A 21,280-nucleotide genomic window follows, 5' to 3' on the forward strand; every position below is an offset into this window, starting at 1 on the left:
ACGAGGAAAATGCCGCACGGAATCGTCACGAAGCTGCTCGCCCTGGTGCTGGCGTTCACCGTCTTCGCCACGACCGACGTCGGTGCGATCACGCCCGCGCCCACGGCCGTGGCGGTCGAAGACCCGCCGGCCGGCACCCCGAGGCCGATCCCGCACACCGACTACCCGGGCTGGGACGGCGAAAGCGGGATGGGCGAGCCGATCGACCCGCGGCTGTGGAAGCTCGTCGCCGACATCGCCCAGCTGTCCGAAGAGCCCGAAGTGCGGGAGGCGGCGCAGGCGGCGCTGGACGCCGGCACCGAGGACGCGATCTGGGAGTTCCTCGACACCGGCGAGGTCGAGGCGCAGCAACGGGCCCAGGCGCGTCGTGACAACACAGCCCGGCTGAACCGCGAGGCCGTCCTGGGCCTGCGCGGCACCGGCGGCCCGATCTTCAACGCCGAGGTCGAGCGGGTGCTGGCCGGTTCGGACGCCGACCGGGCCGCGTTCCTGGACTACGGCCGAGGCATCGCGACCGAGCGGGACGAGCGCACCCGCCGCAACACGCAGGCGCGCGCCGACGAGCTGCGGGCGCGGGTGACGGCGCTGGCCGGCTCCGCCGGGCCGGAGGTCAAGCTCGCCGCGCAGCAGGCGCTCGCGGCCGGGGACGCGGCGATCGTGGCGTTCTTCAACGGCGGCTACGTCGCGGCCGCGCAGCGCGACGCCGCCGCGCGCGAGCAGTACCTGAAGGACCTCGAAGAGCGGAACAAGGCCGCCGAGGCGGCGAGCGACCTGGCCCAGCGCGCGGCTCGCGCGTCCCACGCCCGGCAGAACCTCCTGGTCGCCAACGGCCGGGGCGTCCGCGCACTGCAGCGCGCGGCGAACGCGATGGTCTCGGCGGGCACGGCGGCCCGCCAGGCGGCGCAGATCCTGGCGGCGAACACCGCGGGCGGCCACCACTCCCCCGAGACGTTCAGCCTGGTCCGCCAGGAAGCCCAGCGGCAGCTGGATCTCGCGGGCCAGGCGGCGACGGAAGCCCAGAACGCCTCGGCGGCGTCGACGGCCGAGGCGAACATCCTGGTCGAGGTGGGCCTGCCCTACGGCGCCGACTGGGCGAAGCTGGCCCGGGGCATGGCGTCCGCGGCGCAGGCGGCGGTGTCGGCGATCCAGACGGCCCAGCACGCGCTCGACGCGACGATGGCCACCGACGCGGCGATCGGGCACCAGAACGAGGCGGCGGCCCGGGCGGAGGAGGCGCGGCAGTGGCGTCTGCACGCCGACGAGCACGCCCGCCAGGCCGCATCGCTGGCCGCGGCGGCCGCGGACCAGGCCCAGGCGGCGAAGGACGCCGCCGTGCGTGCCGACCAGGCCCGGTTCGTCGCCCAGACGGCTCGTAACCAGGCCTGGGAGGACCTGCAACGCACGTATGACGCACTGTCGACCGCGCGGCAGGAGGCGGGAAAGGCGCGCACGGCCCGTCAAGAGGCCGAACGCCAGCGTGATGAGGCGGCCCGCTACCGCCAGCAGGCCGACCAGGCCGCAGCCGAGGCGAGCCGGGCGCGGGGCGAGGCGGAGGCCAAGAAGCGCGATGCCGCCGCCTACCTGGCGCGTGCCCGTGCGCAGGAGGACATCGCCGCCGGGTGCGAGGACACCGCACGGCGGGAAGAGCAGAATGCCAAGACCTCGCGGGACGCGGCTTGGGCCGCCCAGCGGGCCGGGGACGCCGCCGAAGCCCGCGCACAGGCGCTGGAGGCGTCGGCCGCCGCGGCACGGGGCACCGCACAGGAAGCGCCGGCCTGGGCCGCGGCCCAGGAGGCCCGCGCGGACGCTGCGGGCGCGGCAACGGCAGCCCGGCAGGCCCGCGACGCGGCCAACCAAGCGACCGGCGCCGCCGCGCGGGCCCGCGAAGCGGCGACCAAGGCCACTGCGGCCGCCGCCGCGTCCCGCGCCGCCGCACAGGAGGCGGAGCAGGCCGCGGCCAACGCGGACCTGGCCGCGGACAGCGCTGAATCCGCTGCCGCGGACACCCATTTGTCCGCCACGCGGGCGAACGCCGCAGCCGCCACCGCGACGGCCGAAGAGGTCAAGGCCTCGGAAGCCGCCCGCACCGCCGCCACGCTCGCCGAGCAGGCCACCGAGCAGGCCCGGCTGGCCACGGTGGACGCCGTCCGGGCCGGGCAGAACGCGGCCGAGTCGTTCAGCGAGGCCGTTTCCGCCGCGACCCAGGCGAACCTCGCCAACCGGGCCGCGCTCGCCGCGCGGGAGTCGTCGGCCGCCATCACCGCACCGGCGAACACCGCGATCGTCGTGGTGGCCCCGTTCACCGGGACCGACCTCGACGCCGACTTCGTCGCCGAGGTCGCGGCGCAGGCCCAGGCCGTGGGCGACGAACAGGCGCGAGCCGCGCAGACTCGGGCGGACGAAGCCAAGCTCGCGGCGACCCAGGCCCAGCAGGCCGCCGACAACGCGGCCGCCGACACCAAGGCGGCGTTCCAGGCGGCGGCCAACGCCGCGAAGTCGGCATCGGCCGCCGCGCAGTCCATGGCCGAGGCGCAGCGGTCCGCGGCGGACGCGGCGGGGTCGGCGAGCGCCGCCCGCGACGCGGCGAACACAGCCAACGGCTACGACGTGCAAGCCCACGAGAACGCCGCCCAGGCCCGGCAGGAGGCGAACAACGCGGCTTCGGACGCGGCGATCGCGGGCCTGGCCGCGGACGCCGCCGAGGGCCAGGCGACCGCTGCCCGAGCGGCGGCGACCCAGGCGGAAACCGATGCGGCAGCGGCCCGGACGGCAGCCGACCAGGCCGACAGCTACGCCCGCGAAGCAGCCGCGGCGGCCGAACGGGCCAGGGTCCACGCGCAGGAGACATCGAACGCTGCCCAGCGAGCCCGCGACGCCGCCGCGGACGCCCAGCGCGCGGCGGACCAGGCCGAAGCCGACCAACGGCAACGCGACGAGGACCGGCGGCAACTCGAGAATCTGATCGGGAGCGGCTGCCTGCCCGGCCTCACGGTCGAGGATGCCGAGCTGCTCAACTCGGATCCGGAAGGCCGCGCGACGCTCGCGGAGTACCGGACCGCGGCCGCCGAGTGCCTCAGCGGGCAGGACCTCACCAACTTCCTGCTCGATGCCGGCGCCGAGGTCCTGCTGGAGTTCTTGGGCGTCGATGACCTCAAGCACTGCCTCGGCGAGGGCGACATCGCGGCCTGCCTCTGGACCGTGGTGAACGTGGTCGGCCTGGTCCTGCCATTCGTCAAGGGCAAGGCGATCGTCAAGGCCATCGCCGCAGTGGTCGCGAACATCGGCAAGTGGATCCTGCGGTCCGAACGCATCGAAAAGCTGGCCGCGAAGGTGCTGAGCATCCTCACCCGGCTGCACAAGTACTGCAGCTGGCTCAGCATTCTCGGCGGCGGTAGCGGCTTCGCCCCAGCCGGAACCGGGGGCGGCGCACCCCCCACGGCGACGTCGGACATCCCGGACTTCGGCTGCGGCAAGATCGAATACGACAGCGATCTCCTCAGCCGGACCGCTGTCGACGCCCGCCTGGGGATGGGGTTCTTCGACGCGGACCACAACGTCGCGGTCGCCTACGTGCCCGGCTGGTCCAAGGGCCCCGTTCCGAACATGGTGATCGAATCCAGCAAGTGGGACGGGCACGCCGAAGTCCAGATCCTCCGAACGCTGGAGGCAGCCGGAGTATCCCCGCACGAGATCCAAGGGCTGTACACCGAGCGTGCGCCTTGTCCCGCCAGTTGCGAACCCGAACTCGCCCGGGTCTTGAACAGGAACGCGAAGGTCTCTTGGTCCGTTCCCTGGTATGACAACGCGACTCTCAACAGCGGCGCGAAGGACGTCCTCAAGAAGTTCGTCCTCGCCGCCAAGCATCGGCGGGGGATGTTCGCCGGGTCGGAGAACGTCCTCGTCCCGGAGCCTGCGCCGACGGCACCACCGAGCCGCGAGCCGATCCCCCTCGCGTTGACCGCAACCGCACCGACCGGAAACGGAAGACGTCCCTGATGCTGAACCCCGAGCTCTTCATCGACGAAGCCCACGAACACCGCCTCCGCCTGCTCGCCGAACGGGTGACCGATCACCTGCGCACCGCGGGTTTCGCCGTTCCCGGCGATCCCACCGAGGCGGGCGGCGCCGAGGTCGAAGTCAAGAAGATGCGTTACGCACCGGGGGTGTTCCTCCACTGGTACGTCCACCCCTCGTGGCCGCAGAGGCTGATCGAGCCCGTCGACGGCGAGGTGGACCACGCCGACGCCCAACGCTACGGCGAGGTCAAAGCCGCCATGGAAGAGGCGCTCGTGAAAGTCGTGCGGGCCATGGGGTTCACCGCCCACCACCACGAATACCACGACTGGTCCGGATGGGAAGTCCGCGACCCCGCGGAGGAAGAAGAGACACCGTGAGAGCACTCGCCACCTTGGCCGTCGCCGTCGTGGCGGCGACCGCGCTCGTCGTTCCCGTTGCGGAAGCGACGGTCGTGCCCACCGGCGTCACCGCCGCCGCCGAAGTACCGCCCGTCGCCAGTGAGTCCGAAAAGGTCCGGGCCGCCCGGACTCTCGGCGTCGTCCCCACCGACGCGATGCTTCTCCTCCGCGACAAGGAATTCGTCATCGCCCTCTGGCGCCAAGCTACCGGCTCCGAGGTGCGCGCCTCCGCCGAACTCGCCTTCGCCGGGACCGATCTCGCCTGCACCGAATGGATCAAGTCCGGGATCCTCGCCGCCAACGAGCGGGACCAGCAGCAGCAGATGCGGGACGCCGAGGCCGCTCGAGTCGCGCGGGAAGCGAAGGAAGCCGCCCTGATCGTGCTGGGTGTCGTGCCCGATGGTGAGCTCGTGATCCAGAACGACCGTGACTTCCTCTTCACCGTCTTCGGCCGGGTCACCGGGCCGCGCGTGCGGGCCGCGATCCTCGCCGCCCTCGGTGGGACGGCCGCCGAACAGAAGGAGCTCATCAGCAACGGCCTCCGCACCGCGCACGCCGGCGACCAGCAGGACGCCATCAACGCCGACCAGCAGACCACCGAGGCCGAGAAGATCCGCAAAGCCGCGGAGGCGGCCCGGGGCCGCGCGGTGTCCGTCGTGCGGGTCATCCCGACCCCGGACATCGTCAGCCTGCCCGACGACGACGTCCTCCGCGTCATCGCCGACGGCGCCCGGCCGGGCAGCGAGATCGAGAAGGCCGCCGTCACCGCGCTCCGCAGCCGCGTCCGGGCGGACTGGAAGCGCTTCATCGACACCGGTGTCTACGACGCCAACTGGCGTGACGTCGCCGCCGTGCTGGCCCAGAAGGCCGAGGCCGACCGGGTGCTCGTCGACGACATCCGGCACAAGGCCGTGGTCGGCGGCATCCAGCCGCGGCTGGCGCGGGCCGCCGAGCGGGCGCTCGCCGGCGGGGTCGACGCCGTGCGCGCGTTCCTCGACCAGGGGCAGTACGACACGCTGACGCAGTCCTTCAGCCGCAACGCCGTCAACGGCAACATCGCCGGGCAGTACCTGCGCGAGACCGCCGACGGCCTGGTCGTCAAGCCGGGTGCCGCGGAACCCGTTGCGGGCGAAGGGCTCGACGCGACCTGGCGGATCGTCGCCGGGCTGGCCGGCGAGGACTGCTTCTCCCTCGAGTCGCCCAGCAAGCCGAACTACTACCTCGCGCGGTACTTCGACGGCAAGAAGACGCAGGTCGGGGTGCGGCCGGCGGACGGGACCGTCGACTTCGGCTGGAACGCCACCTGGTGCGTCGACAACATCCTGCCCGGCGCCGGGGTGACCCTGCGCGGCGGCGCGGACTTCCTGACGCGGCAGGCCGACGGCCGCGCCGGGCTCGGCATCGAGTTCTACTGGTGGGTCACCGAACCGCTGCCGGACTCGACCGAGATCACGGTCAACTGGCTCAACAAGTACCTGCCCGACTACGACCCCTACACCGACCTGCTGGTCTCGCCGCTGGGGCCGGAGCAGGTCGACGGCGCCGTGCGGTACCGGGACTTCCAGCGCCGGACCGCGCCCGGGCAGGTCGCCTTCCGCAGCTACTGGAGCCGCGGCGGCGCGGTGCACCCGCTGACCACCGGACGCGGCACGACCTGCGCGTCACCCGAGATCCTGGCCGCCTACCTGCGCCTGGGCGGGCACCCGGCGCTCGGGGTGCCGATCACCGACGAGGCCTGCACGTCCGACAAGGCCGGCCGGTTCGTGAACTTCGCCGGCGGCGGCTCGATCTACTCGGTCGACCGCGCGGGCGCGCACGTCGTGCTCGGCGAGATCCGCGCCAAGTGGCTCTCCCTCGGCGGGGAGAAGTCCACGCTCGGTTACCCGACGTCCGACGAGGTCGTCATCCCCGGCGGCCGCCGCAGCACGTTCGAACGCGGCCGCATCGACTACGACACCGCCACCGGCGTGGCGACCGTCTACCCCGCGAGCTGAAGGAGCACGGCGATGACAGGCAGAACCCGGCTGGGGCTCGTGGCGGGCGCCGCGGCGCTCGCGCTGCTCGGGACCACGGCCCCGGCGTTCGTCCCGCGGGCCGAAGCCGCCACCACGGCCGACGCGCCCCGCAGCGCCACCCAGGACGACAAGGTCCGGGCCGCGCAGGAGATCGGCCTCGTCGCGAGCCCCGACCTGCTGATCCTCACCGACCGGAACTTCGTGTTCGCGCTGTGGCAGCGGGCGACCGGCACCGAGGTGCGGGCGTCGGCGCAGCTCGCCTACGCGGGTGTCGAGGCGGAGTGGACGCAGTGGATCAAGACCGGCGTCCACGACGCCAACGCCCGCGACCAGGCCCGGATCCTGCGCGACGACGCGGTCGCGCGGGCGGCTCGCGAAGCCAAGCAGCGGGCCGCGCTGGTCAACAACATCACGCCGTCACCGGTGCTGCTGATCCAGAGCGACCGCGAGTTCGCCTTCGCCATGTGGGAGAACGCTTCCGGGCCGAAGCTGAAGCTCGCGGCGCTGGCCGCCTACCAGGGTGACGCCGCCGCGCAGCGGGACTTCATCCTCACCGGGATCTTCACCGCCCGTGCGGCCGACCAGCAGGACGCGATCGACGCCGACACCCAGGCGAGCGAGGCGGAGAAGGCGGCCCGGGCGGAGCGGGACGCGCGGGTCCGGGCCGCGGCAGTGGTCGCCGTGGTGCCGACCGAAGGCCAGCTCGTCGAGCCGGACGTCAACTTCGTGCTCGACCTCTGGCAGGTCGCGAAGGCGGGCACCGAGGTGCGCGCCGCGGCCGAGCGCGCGCTGCGGACGATGGATCCCGCCCAGCTGAAGGCCTACGTCGGCACCGGCATCCACAGCGCCAACCTGCAGGACTGGTTCACCTGGATCCGGAAGAAGGGCGAGGCGGACCGGCGGCTGCTGTTCGAGCTGCGGACGCGCGCCGAGCAGAGCCGCGTGCACCCCGCGCTCGTCGCCGGGGCGAACACCGCGATGGCCGGCACGGACGACGACGTCGACCGCTTCCTGCGGCTCGGCCAGTACGAGGACGCGGTGCTGGTCCAGTCCGTGCGGTCGCAGAGCGCCGGGGCTTCGGGCTGGTACCTGCGCGGCCTGACCGACGCCGTGGTCGGCGCCGGGGCCGGCGCGGACACGGCGTGGCGGGTCGTCCCCGGCAAGGCCGACTCGACGTGCCACTCGTTCGAATCGGTGGCGCACCCCGAGTACTACCTGCGCCAGCAGGGGCTGCGGGTCGTGCTCGCCGCGTCCGACGGCACCGACCAGTTCCGCGCGGACGCGACGTGGTGCTCGAAGGCCGGGCTCTCCGGCGCCGGGGTCACGCTCGAGTCGTTCAGCGCCCGGGGCCGGTTCGTCCGCCAGTTCAGCACGCAGGTGTGGGCGGCCGACTCCAGCGGCCAGCACCCGTACGACACGCCGACCGGCTACGCAGCCGACGCCTCCTGGCAGGTCGACGTCCCCTGACCGACCGCGGTGGCCGGGCGAAGCGCCCGGCTACCGCGGCGTCCACTGTGGACGGAGACCGCCGGAGCGCGGGGCCGGGAGCAGCTCGGTGACCGGGTAGCGCAGCGGCAGCGGCGCGGCGCCCGCGCGCAGGGCCAGCTCCATCTCGAAGCGGGCCGACGGGTCGCGCAGGCTCTCGCCGAACGTGGCCTGCAGCTGGCGCATGCGGTAGCGGACCGTCTGGGGGTGCACCCCCAGGCGTTCCGCGATCTCGACGACGTTGCCCTGGCTGTCCAGCCACGCCCGCAGCGTCTCCAGCAGCCGCTCCTGCTGCTTGCCCGTCATGTCCGCCAGCGGCGCGAACAGGCGGTGCCGCAGCGTGCCGACCAGCCCGGTGTCGGAGTTGACCAGCAGCGTCGCCAGGTGCTCCTCGGCGCGCAGCACCGGCCGCGGGGTCAGCACACCGCGTTCGGCCAGCTGGAGCGCGTTCCGGGCCCAGCGCAGGGAGTCCGCGACGGACGCGAGCGGCACACACGGCCCGATCGAGAGCCGGCAGTCCGGCAGCGCCACCTGCAGCGTCGCCAGCCGGGCGCCGCCGAGCTCACCGGGGACGACCAGCTTCGGGTCCGGGGTGTCGAGCTCGGCGAGGATGTCCGCGTCCAGGCCCGCGTGACGGCGGGCCGGGGCGACCCCGTCGGCCGGGCAGACCGCCACCGGCGTCGCGTCGGTGGGCACCGGCCAGCCGATCAGCTGGGCCAGCTCGGCGATCGCCTTCGGGGACGCGGGCGGCGTCTCGAGGATCAGGTGCAGCAGCTTGCGGCGCCAGGTGTCGAGCGCTCCCGCCGTGCGCGCCTTCGCCTCCAGGTAACCGTCGAGCGCGACGGAGGCGAGCTCGTCCATGAACGCCAGCATCGCGTCGGCCAGCTGGGACATCACCGCCGACGAGAGCCCGCTTCTTCGCCCGACGCGCATGATCCGCCGCCACGACACACGCGCGCCGACCCGGTAGGCCGACTGCAGCGTGTCGAGGCTGCGGCCTTCGCGCATTTCGTTCTGCCCCAGCCGGTGGTGCACCTCGTGGGACTGCTCCTTGGACACCGTCGGGTCGGCGATCTGCGCGACGAACAGCGTGATCGCGTACTCGACGCCGGCCCGGATCGACTTGCCGTAGGGGCCGTCCAGCGGGCGGGCGTAGGCCGGGATGGTCGCGCGGATCTCGTCGACGATCTCGGCGGCGAGGCTGGCGAGCTCGGGGCGCAGGATGTCGGCGAGCTTGCGGGGTAGTGCGGCGGGCGGCGGCGCAGCGTGATCGAATCCGCGCTCGACCGACATCGCAGCTCCTTCGCTCCCACCCGGCGACCCCGCCGACGCGTGGCCGAGCACCCCGCGCCTGGTGCGGGGTGACACCGGACACATCGAAAAACTAACCCCGAACGTGTCACACCTTCGAAGGGAAACCGATTTCTTGTCAGCTTCGTGACAAGTTCACGAGCCATGCCTGCACAACGCTGACAACTACCCCGCCGAGTGCGCGAGATCCTGCGTACGAACGGACGAACGTCGCGCTTCGCCCCGATCGCTTGTATCGTGTGGTTGATACAAGCGAGGAGGTACGGCATGCCGTGGGACAACGCGCTCGGGGTCGGGCTGATCCTGGGCCTGGTCGGCCTGGCCATCCTGATCGCGCTCTGGCCGGGGGACAAGCACGGGCGGCGCCTGCTCGAACGGTGGGGCGTCCCGGACCCGGACGCCGGCGAGATCGCGCTCGCCGTCCGCTACCTCAAGCGGCGGCGGCTCTGGTACCCGTGGCTCTTCCTGGCGATCCCGCCGATCCTGGGTGACACGACGGGGACGTCGGTCGTGGCCACGCTGCTGCTCGGCGGGCTGATCGCCGAGCTGCTCGCCCAGCGGCCGTCCCGGGGCGCGCGCCGGGAGGCGGTGCTCGCGCCGCGGACCCTGCTCGACGTCGTCCCGGTGTGGGCGCTGGTGTTGAGCGGGCTGGCGTCGGCCGGCGCGATCGTGCACCTGGCGCTGACCGCGCAATGGACCCTGCTGGCGATCGCCGCGGGCACCACGCTGATCTGCTGGGCGATCACGCTGCTGGCGGTCCGCCGCCCGGCGACCGGCGCGCCGCGCGCCGACCTGGCCCTGCGCCGCCGCAGCGCGCGGGTCGCGATCGGGCTGGGCATCGCCACCTGCTCGGCGGTCGGCTGGCCGGCGGGCAACCTCGGCTCCCTGCTGACGGTCGTGGCCGGCCTGGCCGCGTTCCTGGCGGTGACTGCGCCGCTGAAGCGGCAGCCGGCGGCCGCGTGAAGATCGTCGTCGACACGGAAAACGGGCTCGCTCCCTGGCGGCAGGTGCACGACCAGATCGTCCGCGCGGTGACGTCCGGGGCGCTGGCGGAGGGGGCGCGCCTGCCGCCGATCCGCCAGCTGGCCCGGGACCTGGGACTGGCGTCCGGAACGGTGGCCCGGGCGTACCGCGAGCTGGAGGCGGCGGGCTGGGTGGCGACGGCCCGGGCCCGCGGCACGGTGGTGACCATCCCCTCCGGCCGCCCGGCCCCGGCGGAGCTGCTGCTGTCCGCCGCGGCGGCCTACGCGACCGAGGCCCGCGACCTCGGCGCCGACCTGGACACCGCCCTCAACGCTCTCCGCGCGGCCTGGTCGTGAGTGGTAATTCGGGTTAGAACCCTAATTACCACTCACGAGCAGCCGGCCCACCGCTTCCAGGACGGGCGCCAGCACCTCGACCTCGCGGGGCGTGCCCACGCACTCCGTGATCCCCGCGCCGACGACCTCGTAGCCGGCCAGGGCGTCCAGCTCGGACACCAGGCGCGAGATCGTCCAGCCGGCCGGCTCCGGGTAGTTCAGGCCCGCGAACTCCGCCGGGTCGAGCACGTCCAGATCCACGTGGACGTACAGCTTTTCCGCCCCCGCCAAGGCATCCACCGACGTGACCGCCAGCCCGCGCGCGACCGCCGCCCGTTCCTCCGGGTCGAACACGCGGGTCCCCGCCAGGGCCACGCGGCCCGGGGACAGGGCCGGGGAAGCCGCGAACTCCGGGTCGCCCTCGCCGAGCAGCGACCGCAGCACCATCCCGTGGAACGCGCCGGACGGAGACGACGCGGCCGTGTTCAGGTCCGGGTGGGCGTCGAACCACACCACGCCCAGGCCGGGTCCGTGCCGGAACCGGGCCACGCCGATCGGGACCAGCTCGACGCCGCAGTCACCGCCGATCGTGAGGACCGGGCCGCCGGGCGCCTCCAGCGCGGCCAGCTGCGCCGAGCGGTTCGGGCCCGTCAGCACCGCACGGGAGGCGATCCCCCGGTCCACTTCGGACACTTCGGTCGTCTGCCGGACGTGGTGTACCGGCCGGCCGAGCACGTGCCCGGCCAGCTCCGCGAGCGCCAGGCAGCCGTCGGGCAGCTCGGCCGCGCGCGGTCCCACCGCGCCCTGGCGCTGCGGGACCGCGTTGACCAGCGTCATTCCAGGACGAGCAGGAGGTCGCCGCCTTCGACCTGCTGGACGGAGTTGATCGCCAGCCGGCCGACCTTGCCGCCCGCGGACGCCGTGATCGAGGCCTCCATCTTCATCGCCTCGATCGTCGCGACCGTGGCGCCGGCCTCGACCGTGTCGCCCTCGGACACCTGCAGCGTCACCACGCCGGCGAACGGCGCCGCGACCTGCTTCGGGTTGCCCTTCTCCGCCTTCTCGGTCGCCGGGATGTCCGAGGCGATCGAGCGGTCGCGGATCTGGATCGGCCGCAGCTGGCCGTTGAGCGTCGACATCACCGTGCGCACGCCGCGCTCGTCGGCCTCGCCGATCGCCTCCAGCTCGATGAGCAGCCGGACGCCCGGCTCGAGGTCGACCTGGTACTCCTCCCCCGGGCGCAGCCCGTAGAAGAAGTCCTTGCTGGGCAGCACGGACGTGTCGCCGTAGGCCTCGCGGTGCGCCTCGAACTCCTTGGTGGGCGCCGGGAACAGCAGCCGGTTGAGCGTCCGGCGCGGTTCCGACGCCAGCGCGGAACGGTCCTCTTCGGACAGTTCGGCGACCGGCTTCGCCGCCGCGCGCCCCTCCAAGGCCTTGGTGCGGAACGGCTCCGGCCAGCCACCGGGCGGGTCGCCGAGCTCGCCGCGCAGGAAGCCGATCACCGAGTCGGGGATGTCGAACTTGTTCGGCTCCGCCTCGAAGTCCGCCGGGGACACGCCCGCGCCGACCAGGTGCAGCGCGAGGTCGCCGACGACCTTCGACGACGGCGTCACCTTCACCAGGTGCCCGAGGATCTTGTCGGCGGCGGCGTACATCGCCTCGATGTCCTCGAACCGGTCGCCCAGGCCCAGCGCGATGGCCTGCGTCCGCAGGTTCGACAGCTGTCCGCCCGGGATCTCGTGGTGGTAGACGCGCCCGGTCGGCGACGCCAGCCCGGCCTCGAACGGCGCGTAGATCTTGCGCACGCTCTCCCAGTACGGCTCCAGCTCGCCGATCGCGTCCAGGCTCAGCCCGGTGGTGCGGTCGGAGTGGTCGGTGGCCGCCACGATCGACGACAGCGACGGCTGCGACGTCGTGCCCGCCATCGACGACACCGCGCCGTCGACGGCGTCCGCGCCCGCGTTGATCGCCGCGAGGTAGGTGGCCAGCTGGCCGCCCGCGGTGTCGTGGGTGTGGATGTGCACCGGCAGGTCGAACTCCTGGCGCAGCGCGGTGACCAGCCGGGTCGCCGCGGGCGCGCGCAGCAGCCCGGCCATGTCCTTGATCGCCAGGACGTGCGCCCCGGCGCCGACGATCTGCTCGGCCAGCTTGAGGTAGTAGTCGAGCGTGTAGAGGTTCTCCCCCGGGTCCGACAGGTCCGAGGTGTAGCAGAGCGCCACCTCGGCGACGGCGGTCCCGGTCTCGCGCACGGCTTCGATGGCCGGGCGCATCTGCTCGACGTCGTTGAGCGCGTCGAAGATCCGGAAGATGTCGATGCCGGTCTTCGTCGCCTCCTGCACGAAGGCGGTGGTCACCTCGGTCGGGTACGGCGTGTACCCGACGGTGTTGCGCCCGCGCAGCAGCATCTGCAGGCAGATGTTCGGCACGGCCTCGCGCAGCGCGGCGAGCCGCTCCCACGGGTCCTCGGCGAGGAACCGCAGCGCGACGTCGTAGGTCGCGCCGCCCCAGCACTCCAGCGACAGCAGTCCGGGGAGGGTGTTCGCGACGATCGGCGCGACCGCCAGGAGGTCCTTGGTGCGGACGCGGGTGGCGAGCAGCGACTGGTGCGCGTCGCGGAAGGTCGTGTCGGTGACGCCGATGTGCGGCGACTTCCGCAGCCACTCCGCGAACCCGCCCGGGCCGAGCTCGACGAGCTTCTGCTTCGAACCGTCGGCCGGCTGGGCGTCCTTCGCGAGCTTCGGCAGCTTCAGCGTGGCGTCCGGCGTCTTCGGGCGCTCGCCGTTCGGCTTGTTGACCGTCTGGTCGGCGAGGTAGGTCAGCAGGCGCGTGCCGCGGTCGGCGGACTGCCGCGCGGTGAGCAGCTGCGGGCGCTCCTCGATGAACGACGTCGTGACGCGCCCGGCGCGGAAGTCCGGGTCGTCGAGAACCGCCTGCAGGAACGGGATGTTCGTCGCGACGCCGCGGATCCGGAACTCGGCGACGGCCCGGCGCGCGCGGCCGACGGCGGTCTTGAAGTCGCGGCCGCGGCAGGTGAGCTTCACCAGCAGCGAGTCGAAGTGCGCGCTGATCTCGGTGCCGGAGAAGGCGGTGCCGCCGTCCAGCCGGATGCCCGAGCCGCCCGGCGAGCGGTAGGCGGAGATCATCCCGGTGTCCGGGCGGAAGCCGTTGGCCGGGTCCTCGGTGGTGATGCGGCACTGCAGCGCCGCGCCGCGCAGGTAGATCTTGTCCTGGCTCAGGCCCAGGTCGTCGAGGGTCTCACCGGAGGCGATCCGCAGCTGCGACTGCACGAGGTCGACGTCGGTGACCTCTTCGGTGACCGTGTGCTCGACCTGGATGCGCGGGTTCATCTCGATGAAGACGTGGTTGCCCTGCTTGTCGAGCAGGAACTCGACGGTGCCGGCGTTGCGGTAGCCGATCTGCTTCGCGAACTTGACGGCGTCCGCGCAGATCCGGTCGCGCAGCTCGGGGTCGAGGTTCGGCGCGGGGGCCAGCTCGACGACCTTCTGGTGACGCCGCTGCACCGAGCAGTCGCGCTCGTAGAGGTGGATGATGTTGCCCGCGCCGTCGGCGAGGATCTGCACCTCGATGTGCCGCGGCTCGACGACGGCCTTCTCCAGGAAGACGGTCGGGTCGCCGAAGGCGGACTCGGCCTCGCGCGCGGCGGCCTCGATGGACTCGCGCAGCTGGGCCGGCTCCGTGACGCGCCGCATGCCGCGTCCGCCACCACCCGCGACGGCCTTCACGAACACCGGGAAACCCAGGTCCTCGGCCGCCGCGACCAGCGCGTCGACGTCGCTCGAGGGCTCGGACGACCCGAGCACCGGCACCCCGGCCTCGCGCGCGGCCTTGACCGCGCGGGCCTTGTTACCGGTCAGTTCGAGGATGTCGGCGCTCGGCCCGACGAAGGTGATGCCCGCTTCCTCGCACGCGCGCGCGAGGTCGGGGTTCTCCGACAGGAAGCCGTAACCCGGGTAGACGGCGTCCGCCCCGGCTTTCTTGGCCGCGCTCACTATCTCGTCGACCGAGAGGTACGCGCGCACGGGGTGACCGGGTTCGCCGATCTCGTACGCCTCGTCGGCCTTCAGCCGGTGCAGCGAGTTGCGGTCTTCGTGGGGGAACACGGCGACCGTGCCCGCGCCCAGTTCGAAGCCGGCGCGGAACGCGCGGATGGCGATCTCGCCGCGGTTGGCCACCAGCACCTTGCGGAACATGCCCGGTCCTTCCCGTATGGATCGGTAAGTCAACGCACGTTACCCGGTTCTTCCCGCTCTGCGGGAGTTCCATACCAGGTGATGGACATCATGCACGTTGAAAGATTCGCCGAGGACCGGCCTGGGCAGCCTTTCAGGATCCCGGCGGCGCGTAAAGCAGCCGGTTGGCGGTGCCCTCCGGCACCCCCCGGAGCGCGTTCGGCGTGGCCGCCTGGACAAGGGCGTCGTCCACCTGGGCTGGGGTTGCCTGGGGGTGCTGGGCCAGGTAGAGCGCGGCCACCCCGGCCGCGAAGGCCGCGGCCATCGAGGTGCCGGACTCCGGCCCCGCGCCGGCGCCGCCCGCGATCGGGCCCGGGACGTCCACGCCGGGTGCGTACAGGTCGACGTCCTGGCCGAAGTTCGACGCCTTGTCCGGATGGTCCTGGGCGTCGGTGGCCCCGACGGTCAGCGCCTCGGCCACCCGGCCCGGCGAGAACCCGCTCGCGTCGGCCGTCTCGCTGCCCGCGGGGACGGCGACCGGGACGACGGCCGCGAGCCGCTTCACGGCGGCGTCGAGCTGGTCGTTCGGCACCCCGCCGATCCCGAGGACGGCGACGGCGGGCTGCTGGGCGTTCTGGGCGACCCAGTCGATGCCGGCGATGATCTGGTCGGTGGCGCCCCCGCCGTCCTTGTCGAGCACCCGGACCGGAACGACCTGCGCGCCCTTGGCGACGCCGTAGTCCTTGCCGGCGGCGATCCCGGCGAGGCGGGTGCCGTGGCCGTTGGTGTCGGTGGTGTCGGAGCCCCCGTTGAGGAAGTCCCGCCCGGGCGCGACGCGGCCCTGGAAGTCGGGGTGCCGGGCGTCGACACCGCTGTCGATGACGTAGACGGTGACACCCGAGGCATCACCGGCGTAGTGGTAGGCGTGGTCGAGCCCGGCGCGCTGGTCGATCCGGTCGAGCCCCCAGCTGGGCGGATCCGCCTGCACCCCACCCGCGGCCCCGGCCGGAGCCTGACCGGCGAGCACGAGGACGGCCGCCACTGCCGCTGCGCACATCTTCATGATCGTCGTGGTACCCCGGCGCCGGCCGGGCGACAACTCAGGCCTGTCGCCCGTTCGGATGGTTCCGCCCGGCCAGCCCGCCGACTACGGCGAACACGAGGAGCGAGACCCCGCAGATGATCAGCCCCGCGACGTTCGGATGGTGCCCGGAGCGGGTGATGCCGGCGAGCAGGCTCAGCGCGGCGAAGGCCCAGCCGAGGAGGACCTGGCCCCCGAAGCCCCGCGGCCGCACGACGGCGGCCAAGACGGGGACGGCCAGCACCAGCGCGGCCGTGAGGACGAAGGTGCCCCCGATCGCGGCCGCGCCCGCGCCGCTGTCGACGGCGTACTGGACGGTCAGGCCGGCCACCCCGAGCACGGCCGCCGCGATGGCGGCCCACGAGTACCGGTCGGGACGGCGCAACCGCAGCTCGCGGCGGACCGCCCACACCGCGCCCACCCCGGCCGCGAACACGGCCAGCAGGCCGGTGAAGAGGAACCCGAAGCCCGCCCCGAGGTGGTTGTCGCTGTCGGAGGTGAGGAACCGCCCGGTGGAGTAGGTGATCACGAGACCCCACACCGCGGCGAAGCCCGGCCCGGGCCTTGGTGACGACCAGGCCACCGGCGACGACCGCGAGCACCGCGAACGGCCAGACGAACCACTCCAGCCCGGGCTGGGCGCCCGCGAGCGTGTAGCAGGGCCAGCACCCCGCCGGCGGCGGTGAGGAGCCCGAGGCCGGTGGTGAGTGGCGTTGGCGCGGCCGGGAGCGAGTGAGGGGCGGCGGCCGGTTCCGGCGCTGTGGCCACCGGCCGGGCCGCGTCGGGCGGTGCCGCCACGCCTCCGGGCTGGGGCCCGGCCGCCTCCACCGCGGGCCCCGGTGCTGTGCCACCGGCCGTCGGGGCTTCCGGTTCGGCGGTGGCTCCGGGCCACGGCGTGGCGACCGGCTGGGCGGCCGCCGCTTCGGTCTCCGGTTCCGGCGTTCCCGTCACCGGCCGGGCCGCGGCCGCCGCTTCGACCGCCACCACGGTCTCCCCCGTCGGGCCCGTCACCACAACCTTGCCCCGCCGCACCTCCGGCCCCCGCCTCACCCGGACTTCCGCACCACCCGCCACCTCCTGGACCTCTATCCAGTCGTGGGACGCCTCGAACGCGCACGCCCGCGCCACCGGCGGCCCCAGCAACCGGATCCGATCCGTCTCCTTCTCCCCCTCGAACCGCACCTCCGGCGCGCCGCGGCGTCCTCCCGGGCCGCCGATGCCGCCGCCGCCACGTGCTGGATGTCCGTGTCCACCATCGCCTTCAACGCCTCGAACGCCCCCACCGCCACTTCGAGGTTCGAGCTCGCCAGCCGCCTTCTCAACTCCGCCACCGCTCCCAGCCGCGTGAACGGGTTCTCCGCCGCGATCGCGCCCGCCAGGTCGGGTGGGATCGGGGACGGCTTGATGCGGCGGCGCCGGCTCTTCGCCAGGTACAGCTCGCCCTGCATCTCGATGTCGCGGCTCGGTGTCTGCTTCGGGTTGCGCTCGCGGACGCGGTCGAACAGGTACTCGTACAGCTCGCCCAGTGCGATCCAGCCGTCCTCGTCGCGGTCGGCTTCGCCCGTTCGCAGGCCCTCCACCAGGGCCGCCGTGAACACCGATGGCTGCGCGACGCCGCCTTCGGCCAGGCGGGCGCCCTCGAAGGCGTACTCGATCGAGTTCGACGCCGTGATGACCGCGCGGCCGCGGCCGCCGCGGAAGCTGTCCAGGACGTTCGCGTCGCCCGACGCGCGGACCGCCACGCCCTGCCCGAACGCACCGCCGTAACAACAGTCCAGCAGCAGCACCACACTGCGCGAGCGGCTCTGCCGCAGGCACTGCTGCACGAACTGCGCGGGCACCGCGGTCGACCGGAGGCGGTCCGGGCGCGTGTTGCGGGCGGCGAAGAACAGCTGGCCCGCGTCGTCCTTCAAGCCGTGGCAGGAAAAATGGAGCAGGAGGACGTCGTCAGGGCGGCCCTCGGCGCAGAGGTCCTCGACCTCCGCCTGCACCACGTGCGCGGTTTCGTTGCGCACCACCCGGACCTCGAAGTCGCTGATCGCGCGGTCGGACAGCACCCCGGCGAGCGCGTCCGCGTCCGCCGCGGGGGAGCCCAGCCGCTGCAGCCCCGCGTTGTCGTACTCGCCGTTGGCGACGATCAGGGCCCGCCTCCGCCCGGACATACCGGTAGGGAACGCCCTTCGGGCGCGTTACGGCAAGCAGCCGAACGGGCACACCTGACCTGCGACGGGCCGGTGAATCGTTCCCGTCGGCATACTGGACGCACTGACGCACCAGGAGTGGCATTTGGAGACCATCGGCTCACAGCGCCCGGGCGGCCGCACCGAGCGCACCCGCCTCGCCGCGCTGAACGCGACGCTCGAGCTGCTCGGCGAGCGCGGCTACGCGGAGCTGACCGTCGAGGCGGTCGCCGAGCGCTCCGGCGTGCACAAGACGACGCTGTACCGCCGGTGGGAGTCCGCCGAAGGCCTGGTCGCGGCCGCCCTGCTGATGGGGACCGAGCAGGAGTGGGCCGCGCCGGACACCGGGTCGCTCGAAGGTGACCTGCGCGGCATCAACGCCGAGCTGGTGCACTACTTCACCTCGCCGGGCGAGCGTGAGCTCCCGACGGCGTCGATCTCGGCGGCCTTCCTCTCCGCCCGTGCGGCGGACGCGCTGCAGGAGTTCTACGTCGACCGCCACGCCCGTTCGGCGGTGGTCGTCGACCGGGCCGTCGAGCGCGGGGAAGTCCCCGCGGGCACCGACGCCGTCGAGGTCGTGCGCGTGGCGTGCGGGCCGATCTTCTACCGCCTGTTCGTCTCCCGGGAGGGAGTGTCCACACAGGACGCCAAGATCGCGGCCGCTGCCGCCGCGGCGGCAGCGAAAGCCGGGGTCTTCACAGCGAACGGTGGAACCGCACCACTTCCAGGGTGACGCCGTCGAGCGTCTCGGTCCCGGTGGCGCCGTCGGGCCGCCAGCCCTGCCGCGTGTAGAACGCCTTCGCTCGTTCGTTCGCAGCGAGCACCCACAGGACGGCACTCTCGCCAGGCAGCTCGTCGACCACGCGGTCGTGCAGCGCCCGGCCGAGGCCGCGGCCCCAGCAACTCGGCAGCAGGTACAGCGCGTACAGCTGCCCGGGTCCGAAGGCCGCGAACCCGACGACGACCCCGGCGTCCTCGACGACCAGCACCCCGGCGCCGTCCTCGATGCGCCGGGCCCACTCCGCCGCCCGCTCCGGCGCCGAGAGCCCGGCCAGGAAGTCCTCCGGCAGCAGGCCCGCGTACGCCGCCCGCCAGGACGCCACGTGGACCTCGCCGATGGCCGGGGCGTCGGCCGCGGTGGCCGCCCGGATCAGCTCTTCTCCAGGTACTCCGCGCGCTCGACGTCGACGACGTCGGCGACCAGCTGCGCCAGCCCCCGGTACTTCTGCAGCTCCGGGTCCTTCGTGACGATCTCCTGCGCCAAAGCCCGGGACTCGGCGATCACATCCTCGTCGCGCAGCAGCGACAGCAGCTTGAGCGTCGAGCGCTTCCCGGACTGCGCGGCGCCGAGGATGTCGCCTTCGCGGCGCAGCTCGAGGTCGAGGCGCGACAGCTCGAAGCCGTCGGTGGTCGACTCGACCGCCGCCAGCCGTTCGCGCGTCGCCGTGCCGTCGAGGGCCTCGGTGACCAGCAGGCAGACCCCGGGGTTGTTGCCCCGGCCGACCCGCCCGCGCAGCTGGTGCAGCTGGCTGACGCCGAAGCGGTCGGCGTCCATGATCACCATCGCGGTCGCGTTCGGCACGTTGACCCCGACCTCGATCACCGTGGTCGCGACGAGCACGTCGAGCTTCCCGGCGGAGAAGGCCCGCATCACCGCGTCCTTGTCGTCGGGGTGCATCCGGCCGTGCAGCACGCCGACGCGCAACCCTTGCAGCGCCCCGTTTTCCAGGTCCGGCGCGACGTCGAGGACCGCGAGCGGCGGCCGCTTGTCACTCTTGTCCGACGGTGGCTCGTCGCCGATCCGCGGGCAGACGACGTAGGCCTGGTGCCCCTTGCCGACCTCTTCCCGGACGCGTTGCCAGATCCGGTCGAACCAGGCGGGCTTCTCGGCGACCGGCACGACCGTGGTCGAGATCGGCGACCGCCCGACCGGCATCTCGCGCAGCGCGGACACCTCCAGGTCGCCGTAGACGGTCATCGCGACCGTGCGCGGGATCGGCGTCGCCGTCATGACGAGGACGTGCGGGCTGGTGTCCCCGGCCCCGCGGGTGCGCAGCGCGTCCCGCTGCTCGACGCCGAAGCGGTGCTGCTCGTCGACGACGGCGAGGCCGAGGTCGGCGAACTCGACGTGGTCCTGGATCAGCGCGTGGGTGCCGACGACGATGCCCGCCTCCCCGCTGACGATCTCCAGCAGCGACTTCTTGCGCTCCTTCGCGCCCATCGACCCGGTGAGCAGCGTGACGCGCGTGGCGTTCTCCGCGGCGCCCAGCTCGCCCGCCTGCCCGAGGTCGCCGAGCATCTCCCGCAGCGACCGCGCGTGCTGCGCGGCGAGGACCTCGGTCGGCGCGAGCATCGCGGCCTGCCGCCGGCTGTCGACGACCTGCAGCATCGCCCGCAGCGCGACGACCGTCTTGCCCGAGCCGACCTCGCCCTGCAGCAGCCGGTTCATCGGGTGCTCGGTGGCCAGGTCCGCGGCGATCTCGTCGCCGATCCCGCGCTGGCCCGCGGTCAGGTCGAAGGGCAGCCGCTTGTCGAACGCGTCCAGCAGGCCACCGGTCGTGTGCGGGTTCGCCTTGGCCGGGCGCGAGATCGCGGAATGCCGCCGCTGCGCGAAGATCAGCTGGACGGCCATGGCCTCGTCCCACTTGAGCCGCTTCTTCGACGCCTCCAGGTGCGCCCAGTTCTCGGGGCGGTGGATGCCGCGCAGCGCATTGTCGAGGTCCGCCAGCCGGTGCAGGCGGCGCAGCTCGGCCGGCATCGGGTCGTCGTCGACCTCGAGGACGTCGAGCACCTGGCGCACGCACTTGGCGATCGACCAGGTCGGCATGCCCTGCGCCGCCGGGTAGACCGGGATGATCGCGGCGAGGAAGTCCTCCATCGCCTCGGCTTCGCGGTCGGCGTCGAACAGCTCGTACTCGGGGTTGGTCAGCTGCAGGGTGTCGCGGAAGGCGGACACCTTGCCGGCGAAGAGGCCCGTCTTGCCGGGGACCAGCTCCTTCTCCCGCCACGCCTGGTTGAAGAACGCGCAGGTGAGCCGGCGTTTCCCGTCGGTGATCACCATGTCGAGGATGGTGCCGTTGCGGGCCTTCATCCGGCGCTTGCTCACCTTTTCGATGCGCGCCAGCACGGTGGCGTGCTCGCCGAGCTCGAGGCCCGCGATGTCGGTGAGCTCCCCGCGCTCGGCGTAGCGGCGCGGGTAGTGGCGCAGCAGGTCGCTGACCGTCTCGATGTCCAACGCCGTGGCGAGCGCCTTCGCCGTCTTGGCGCCCAGCAGCAACGGCAGCTTGTCGCGCAGTCCGGCCATC

The 21,280-nt window shown here is 73.2% G+C and carries 15 protein-coding genes; 7 read left to right on the plus strand and 8 right to left on the minus strand.

The annotated features are described in order from the left end of the window. Positions 1-9: 9 nt before the first annotated feature. The 4 genes from ACZ63J_RS43100 to ACZ63J_RS43115 are packed head-to-tail and all read left to right on the plus strand — an operon-like array spanning position 10 to position 7,897. Positions 10-3,996 (plus strand): nucleic acid/nucleotide deaminase domain-containing protein, encoded by a 3,987-nt coding sequence (locus tag ACZ63J_RS43100; protein WP_465401610.1) that lies wholly within the window; start codon positions 10-12, stop codon positions 3,994-3,996. Beyond that, a complete protein-coding gene (locus tag ACZ63J_RS43105) occupies positions 3,996-4,394 on the plus strand; it encodes a hypothetical protein (RefSeq protein WP_465401609.1) in 399 nt (132 codons plus the stop codon). The genes ACZ63J_RS43100 and ACZ63J_RS43105 overlap by 1 nt, the downstream gene beginning before the upstream one ends. Then, complete coding sequence (locus ACZ63J_RS43110) at positions 4,391-6,409, plus strand: AbfB domain-containing protein (protein WP_465401608.1); 2,019 nt, start codon at positions 4,391-4,393, stop codon at positions 6,407-6,409. The genes ACZ63J_RS43105 and ACZ63J_RS43110 overlap by 4 nt, the downstream gene beginning before the upstream one ends. A 12-nt stretch (positions 6,410-6,421) precedes the next feature. After that, positions 6,422-7,897 (plus strand): AbfB domain-containing protein, encoded by a 1,476-nt coding sequence (locus ACZ63J_RS43115; RefSeq protein WP_465401607.1) that lies wholly within the window; start codon positions 6,422-6,424, stop codon positions 7,895-7,897. A gap of 30 nt (positions 7,898-7,927) precedes the next feature. Here ACZ63J_RS43115 and ACZ63J_RS43120 read toward each other — a convergent pair whose 3' ends face one another. Next, complete coding sequence (locus ACZ63J_RS43120; protein ID WP_465310438.1) at positions 7,928-9,208, minus strand: PucR family transcriptional regulator; 1,281 nt, start codon at positions 9,206-9,208, stop codon at positions 7,928-7,930. A 285-nt stretch (positions 9,209-9,493) separates the two neighbouring features. Between ACZ63J_RS43120 and ACZ63J_RS43125 the strand changes: the two genes are divergently transcribed. Then, positions 9,494-10,189 (plus strand): hypothetical protein, encoded by a 696-nt coding sequence (locus ACZ63J_RS43125; RefSeq protein WP_465401606.1) that lies wholly within the window; start codon positions 9,494-9,496, stop codon positions 10,187-10,189. Further along, positions 10,186-10,545 carry a GntR family transcriptional regulator gene (locus tag ACZ63J_RS43130; protein WP_465342336.1) on the plus strand — a complete coding sequence of 120 codons (360 nt, stop codon included), beginning with the start codon at positions 10,186-10,188 and terminating at the stop codon, positions 10,543-10,545. The genes ACZ63J_RS43125 and ACZ63J_RS43130 overlap by 4 nt, the downstream gene beginning before the upstream one ends. 21 nt (positions 10,546-10,566) lie before the next feature. Here ACZ63J_RS43130 and ACZ63J_RS43135 read toward each other — a convergent pair whose 3' ends face one another. From ACZ63J_RS43135 to ACZ63J_RS43155, 5 genes are all read right to left on the minus strand, one after another. Continuing rightward, complete coding sequence (locus ACZ63J_RS43135; protein ID WP_465401605.1) at positions 10,567-11,361, minus strand: arginase family protein; 795 nt, start codon at positions 11,359-11,361, stop codon at positions 10,567-10,569. Then, on the minus strand, positions 11,358-14,735 hold the full coding sequence (locus tag ACZ63J_RS43140; RefSeq protein WP_465401604.1) for a pyruvate carboxylase: 3,378 nt from the start codon (positions 14,733-14,735) through the stop codon (positions 11,358-11,360). Before ACZ63J_RS43140 ends, ACZ63J_RS43135 begins: the two co-directional genes overlap by 4 nt. A 133-nt stretch (positions 14,736-14,868) precedes the next feature. Continuing rightward, a complete protein-coding gene (locus ACZ63J_RS43145) occupies positions 14,869-15,771 on the minus strand; it encodes a S8 family peptidase (protein ID WP_465401603.1) in 903 nt (300 codons plus the stop codon). Between the two features lie 43 nt (positions 15,772-15,814). After that, positions 15,815-16,324 (minus strand): hypothetical protein, encoded by a 510-nt coding sequence (locus ACZ63J_RS43150; protein WP_465401602.1) that lies wholly within the window; start codon positions 16,322-16,324, stop codon positions 15,815-15,817. Positions 16,325-16,880: 556 nt separating this feature from the next. After that, positions 16,881-17,957 (minus strand): caspase family protein, encoded by a 1,077-nt coding sequence (locus ACZ63J_RS43155; protein ID WP_465401601.1) that lies wholly within the window; start codon positions 17,955-17,957, stop codon positions 16,881-16,883. Positions 17,958-18,081: 124 nt separating this feature from the next. Here ACZ63J_RS43155 and ACZ63J_RS43160 point away from each other — a divergent pair, with 124 nt between their 5' ends. After that, entirely contained in the window at positions 18,082-18,708 is a 627-nt protein-coding gene (locus ACZ63J_RS43160) for a TetR/AcrR family transcriptional regulator (protein ID WP_465401600.1), read from the plus strand. Here the strand turns inward: ACZ63J_RS43160 and ACZ63J_RS43165 are convergent. Both ACZ63J_RS43165 and recG read right to left on the minus strand, forming a co-directional pair. Further along, positions 18,671-19,078 (minus strand): GNAT family N-acetyltransferase, encoded by a 408-nt coding sequence (locus tag ACZ63J_RS43165; RefSeq protein ID WP_465401599.1) that lies wholly within the window; start codon positions 19,076-19,078, stop codon positions 18,671-18,673. The genes ACZ63J_RS43160 and ACZ63J_RS43165 overlap by 38 nt on opposite strands. Positions 19,079-19,125: 47 nt before the next feature. Next, a complete protein-coding gene (recG, locus tag ACZ63J_RS43170; protein ID WP_465401598.1) occupies positions 19,126-21,279 on the minus strand; it encodes an ATP-dependent DNA helicase RecG in 2,154 nt (717 codons plus the stop codon). Position 21,280 lies beyond the last annotated feature (1 nt).

This window comes from Amycolatopsis sp. NPDC104863, assembly GCF_055582965.1.